The organism is Aminobacter sp. P4_H6_2 (assembly GCF_056400805.1).
This window is the reverse complement of the sequence record NZ_JBFUKO010000383.1, coordinates 1-5168: the sequence shown is the minus strand read 5'-3', so window position 1 is coordinate 5168 and position 5168 is coordinate 1. Positions and strand designations below refer to the sequence as shown.

Here is a 5168-nt window from a genome sequence, read left to right as displayed (position 1 = left end):
GGACATGAATGTCGAGCCGCTCCTTCGAGACATCGATCCCTACAACGACAAAAGCAGCGTCCATCTTCTCCCATCCTTGCCTAATCGGGCTTCGCTTGCGGCCCTGGCGACTGTTCGGGGTCGATGGAACGGCGGACGAAGACCCAAGCTCTCCCACGGGCTTGGTGTCCCAAAGGAACTTCGGTCTCCCGTCCGCCACCGCACCGCTAACAATAGCAGATGCGGCAACGTTCAAGTTACAAGGGTAGGGGTGAGGGGCAGCTTCTAATGAATGACCCTACACCCTCACGAACGTCAAATACGCCGGGGTGCGGTTTTCACGGATGGCCTTGGCTTCGTAGCGCGTGCGCGTCCAGCCCTCATAAGGCGTGTGCCAATCGCGGGCGTCGGCCGCCTGCCACTCGAAGGCAGGATGGGCGCGGCAATGCTGCAGCGTCCAGTTCACATAGGTGTCGATGTCGGAGGCAAAGCGGAATTTCGCGCCGCTCTTCAGCGCGCGGGCGAAGCGGTCGAGATTGACCGGGCTGACGAAGCGGCGCTTCCAGTGCTTCTTCTTCCGCCACGGGTCGGGATAGAGCAGGTCGATGCCGTCGAGCGAGGCCTCCGGCAGCCAGTCGAGCAGCTGGGTGGCGTCTTCGTCATAGAGGCGGATGTTGGCGAGCGGGTTTTCATCCAGCACCGCCGTCATCTTGGCCATGCCGTTGACGAAAGGCTCGATTCCGATGAAGCCGGTGGCCGGATTGTTCGCGGCGATGTGGCGAAGGTGCTCGCCACCGCCGAAGCCGATCTCCAGCTTGACCTTGGACACCTCGGCTTCAAACATCGTGCGAAGATCGGCAGGGGCGGCCACGCCAAGGTCGATGCCAAGGCGGGCCAGTCCTGTTTCAAGCGCTTCCGCCTGATGCGGGCGGATAGACTTGCCGCGCCGCCGCCCGAAAAAGGCTTCGCTGGTGCGACTGCGGCGCGGTTCCTGTTCCATTGATACCACGGTCGCCTTAGGCGGCGACCGCATCCTTGAGGGCCTTCACCAGGTCGGTCTTTTCCCACGAGAAAGAACCGTCGCGACCGGCCTTGCGGCCAAAATGGCCGTAGGACGAGGTCTTGGCGTAGATCGGCTTGTTGAGATCGAGGTGACGGCGGATGCCCGACGGCGACAGGTCCATGACCTGGCGCAGCGCATCTTCCAGCACCGCCTCGTCGACCTTKCCAGTGCCGTGCAGGTCGACATAGACCGACAGCGGCTGGGCAACGCCGATGGCGTAGGCCAGCTGGATGGTGCAGCGCTCGGCGAGCTTTGCGGCAACCACGTTCTTGGCAAGGTAGCGCGCGGCATAAGCTGCCGAACGGTCGACCTTGGTGGTGTCCTTGCCGGAGAACGCGCCGCCGCCATGCGGGGCAGCGCCGCCGTAGGTGTCGACGATGATCTTGCGGCCGGTCAGGCCTGCGTCGCCGTCAGGACCACCGATGACGAACTTGCCGGTCGGGTTGATGTACCAGTTGCAGTCGTTGGCGATCTCGAGGCCGTCAAGGGCTTCGCGGATGTAGGGCTCGACGACCTTGCGGACCTTGCCCGAATCCCAGCTGCCGTCGAGGTGCTGGGTCGAAAGCACGATCTGCGTGACCTCGTGGGCCTTGCCGTCCTGGTAGCGCACGGTGACCTGGCTCTTGGCGTCGGGGCCGAGCTTGCCGGCGTCGCCCTTGTTCTCGTGGCGGGCAGAAGCCAGCAGTTCGAGGATCTTGTGGCTGTAGTAGATCGGCGCCGGCATCAGATCCGGCGTCTCGCGGCAGGCATAACCGAACATGATGCCCTGGTCGCCCGCGCCCTCTTCGCCCTGGCGGTCGGAAGCGCTGTCGACGCCCTGGCCGATGTCGGGCGACTGGCCGTGCAGCAGCACGTCGATGCGCGCGGTCTTCCAGTGGAAGCCGGCCTGCTCGTAGCCGATCGCGCGGATGGCCTTGCGAGCCACCGCTTTGAACTTGGACGGATTGACGACCGGATGGCCGGCTGCGTCCTTCACGATCTGGCCGTTCTTGTCTTTCTTGAGCAGCGTGTCGGGCACGCGAACTTCGCCGGCGATCACAACGCGGTTGGTGGTTGCCAGAGTTTCACAGGCAACGCGGACCTTCCACGGATCCATGCCAGTCTTTTTGGCTTCACGGTAGACGAGATCGACGATCTCATCGGAAATGCGGTCGCACACCTTATCGGGGTGGCCTTCGGATACGGACTCGGAGGTGAAGAGATAATTCTGCCGCTGCACGGGATGTCCCCTCTGGAAAGCGATCGGCGCGATGCCGATCTTTGGCGCGACACGTGTTAGCGAAGCCTGCCAGACCTCGTCAAGCAGGCTTTCGTCGCGGAAGGCTTGTTATTGCAAGAGCGTGGCGACGGCGCATCGCCGTCGCACTGCGCATCTGCCTGAATATCGGAGCCGATTTTCAGAACGCATGATGCGAAGTTTCAAACACTTAGAGCGTCCTTTGTGCGTCCATTCGGGCGCACGCGCTCTGGCATTACTGCTCTTCGTCGTCGGCCAGGACCTTGGCCAATTCAATGACTTTGCGCCGAATTTTGGGGTTGGAAATCCGGGCAAAGGCGCGGTTGAGCTGCAGGCCTTCGGCGCTGCTGAGAAAATTGACCACGAAGGAGGTGGAAGAATCTTCCGCCAGTCCCTTGTGATCGATGCCTTCAGCCCCCGGGGCGTCCTCGAAGAAGAAGGCAACCGGAACGCTGAGGATCGAAGCGATTGCCTGAAGGCGACTCGCTCCGACGCGGTTTGTTCCCTTTTCGTATTTCTGGATTTGCTGGAAGGTAATCCCTAGGCTTTCTCCAAGCTTTTCCTGGCTCATTCCCAACATGTTGCGTCGCAGGCGAATTCTACCGCCGACGTATACGTCGGTCGGATTTGGTTTCTTCTTGTTTTCTTTTTCCACTGTCTTTCCTCGCCGGATTTTCCCAGCTTATTTTTTGGGCAGATAACCCACTTCAGGGCAAATTATAACGCTCGGATCTGAACGCCGATTGGCGCAGCATCTCGCCGCGCGGGGGCATATGAGTTTCTAACAACCGCAGTGTCAATTCGCCCTGAGCCTCTGCCTGAGCTTCAAGCCACTTGCCGCAACGGCAATCACGAACATGATCAGGAAACCGTTAACACGCGAAAGCGGCGTCGAGGTGGCGCCAGCGGCGGCCACCGGAAGCGAGAAATCGATGGTGCCGCGAACATTCATCGCAAGTGCATCCACAACTCGCCCGCTTGGGTCGACAATGCCGGAAATTCCTGTGTTGGCCGCGCGCAGGACCGGCAACCCGTTTTCAACCRCGCGGATCTGCGACTGCCGGAAATGCTGATACGGACCCGGAGTATCGCCAAACCACGCGTCGTTGGTGACGTTTACCATAATCTGAGTTGACGCCGCGTCAACTGCAACTAGACGGGGAAAAATTATTTCATAACAGACGAATGCCGCCGCCTTCAGACCGCCAGGCAGGTCGAGCGGCCGGCGGCTGGTGCCAGCGRTGAAATTCATCGGCCCGGCGACAAGTTGAGTGAGCCCGATGCGCTCCATCAGGCCGGCGAACGGAATATATTCGCCGAAGGGAACAAGGTGGACCTTGTCGACAGCATCAACGATCTCGCCCTTGTCGTTGATGCTGACGACGGAATTGTAATAGCGGGCTTCGGCGTCGGCTGACGATTCGCCTTCCTCGCGCACAGTGCCAGCCATCAGCATCTGGCCTTCGGCCAGCATGTCGCCGATCGCCACCAGCGCGTCGGGCCGCTCGGTGAACAGGAACGGCACCGACGTCTCGGGCCACACGATCAGGTCGGGCTTCTTGGCGCCCGGTTTCGGTGGTTCGGCCGACAGCTGCAGCATGCCGGCAAAGATGCGGTCGCGGACACGGCCATCCCATTTTTCGCTGAGGTCGATATTGGGCTGGACGAGACGGACATTGATCGTCCCGCCAGCCGGCGCGGCAGGCACCGCCAGCCTGTAATAGCCGTAGGCGGCGTGGGCTGCGACCAGCACAGCCGCCAGCGAAAAGCCAAGCTTGAGATTGCGCCGGTCGGCGAGCAGTGCCGGCATGGCGAAGACGAAGACGGCCAGCACGTTCATACCGGTGACGCCGACCACCGCCACGCTCTGCATGAACAGCGGCACGGGCATGGCGGCAAAGCCCAGCGGGTTCCACGGAAAGCCGGTGAACAGGAAGGTGCGCAGCCATTCGGCCAGGCCGAAGGCGAAGGCGAGTGCCGCAATACGGCCGATGCCGTCGCTCCACAACAGCCGGGCCAATGCGGCGGCAAAGCCATAGAAGAAGGCCAGAATCAGCGGAATGCCGACGACGGCAAACGGCAGCGCCCAGGCAAAACTCTCGGCTTCGACCAAAAGTGCGCCACCAACCCACCACAGCCCCGCGAGGAAATAGCCGAAGCCGAACCACCAGCCAGTGACGAAGGCTGGCATGAGGCGGCGCAGCAAGCCAGCGGGCCTGTCGGCGACAGCACCGTCAAGCAGCCACACCAGGACCGGGAAAGACACGAAGCAGGCGGCGAAAAAGTCATAGGGCGCTTGGCCCAGAACGGCGAAGGCGCCGGCCACAAAGGCGACCAGCGCTCTTTTCCATCCCCACAGCAGAATTATCCGCCCAGCGTGGCGCTCCATCCGTGCCCCTCTCCCAGAATCACGGATCGAAGGTGTAGCAGCACCGCAAGGCGGCACCAAATGGCGGACCGCCTCGGCAGGCCAGGCTCACGCCTGTTCAGCCTTGGCGCGGCGGCGGCGCTCGCTCTTCAAGCTATGGACGATGCGCACGCGCTTGACGCGGCGCGGGTCGGCGTCGAGGACGTGGAACTCGAAGCCTGGGATCGCCTGCACGACTTCGCCCCGCGCCGGCACGCGGCCGAGCGCATTGAAGATCATGCCACCGATCGTATCGACATATTCGCTGTGTTCGCCGGGCGAGAATTCCGAGCCCAGGACCTTGGCGACCTCCTCGATCTCAGCCTTGCCGTCGACGACATAAACGCCGTCTCCCGCCTGGGTGATCATCGGCTCGTCGTCATCATGCTCGTCTTCGATGTCGCCGACGACCATCTCGACGATGTCTTCGAGCGAAACCAGCCCGTCGGTGCCGCCATACTCGTCAATGACCAGCGCCATCT

5 protein-coding genes are annotated in these 5168 nt (G+C 62.1%); all 5 read right to left on the bottom strand.

From position 1 onward, the window contains the following. Positions 1–277: 277 nt before the first annotated feature. A complete protein-coding gene (gene trmB, locus AC1DUU_RS22320; protein ID WP_476785576.1) occupies positions 278–979 on the bottom strand; it encodes a tRNA (guanine(46)-N(7))-methyltransferase TrmB in 702 nt (233 codons plus the stop codon). A gap of 16 nt (positions 980–995) precedes the next feature. Continuing rightward, positions 996–2261, bottom strand: coding sequence for a methionine adenosyltransferase (metK, locus tag AC1DUU_RS22315; RefSeq protein ID WP_476785575.1), 1266 nt, complete (start codon positions 2259–2261; stop codon positions 996–998). A gap of 253 nt (positions 2262–2514) precedes the next feature. Next, entirely contained in the window at positions 2515–2934 is a 420-nt protein-coding gene (locus tag AC1DUU_RS22310; protein WP_476785574.1) for a helix-turn-helix domain-containing protein, read from the bottom strand. 141 nt (positions 2935–3075) lie between these two features. Next, entirely contained in the window at positions 3076–4668 is a 1593-nt protein-coding gene (gene lnt / locus AC1DUU_RS22305; RefSeq protein WP_476785573.1) for an apolipoprotein N-acyltransferase, read from the bottom strand. Between the two features lie 87 nt (positions 4669–4755). Further along, on the bottom strand, positions 4756–5168 hold a 413-nt coding region (locus tag AC1DUU_RS22300; protein ID WP_476785572.1), incomplete at its 5' end, for a transporter associated domain-containing protein.

What these genes read in the sequence shown, in the direction of transcription:
- trmB (WP_476785576.1), bottom strand. Translation starts at nt 979, where the DNA reads ATGGAACAGGAACCGCGCCGCAGTCGCACCAGCGAAGCCTTTTTCGGG.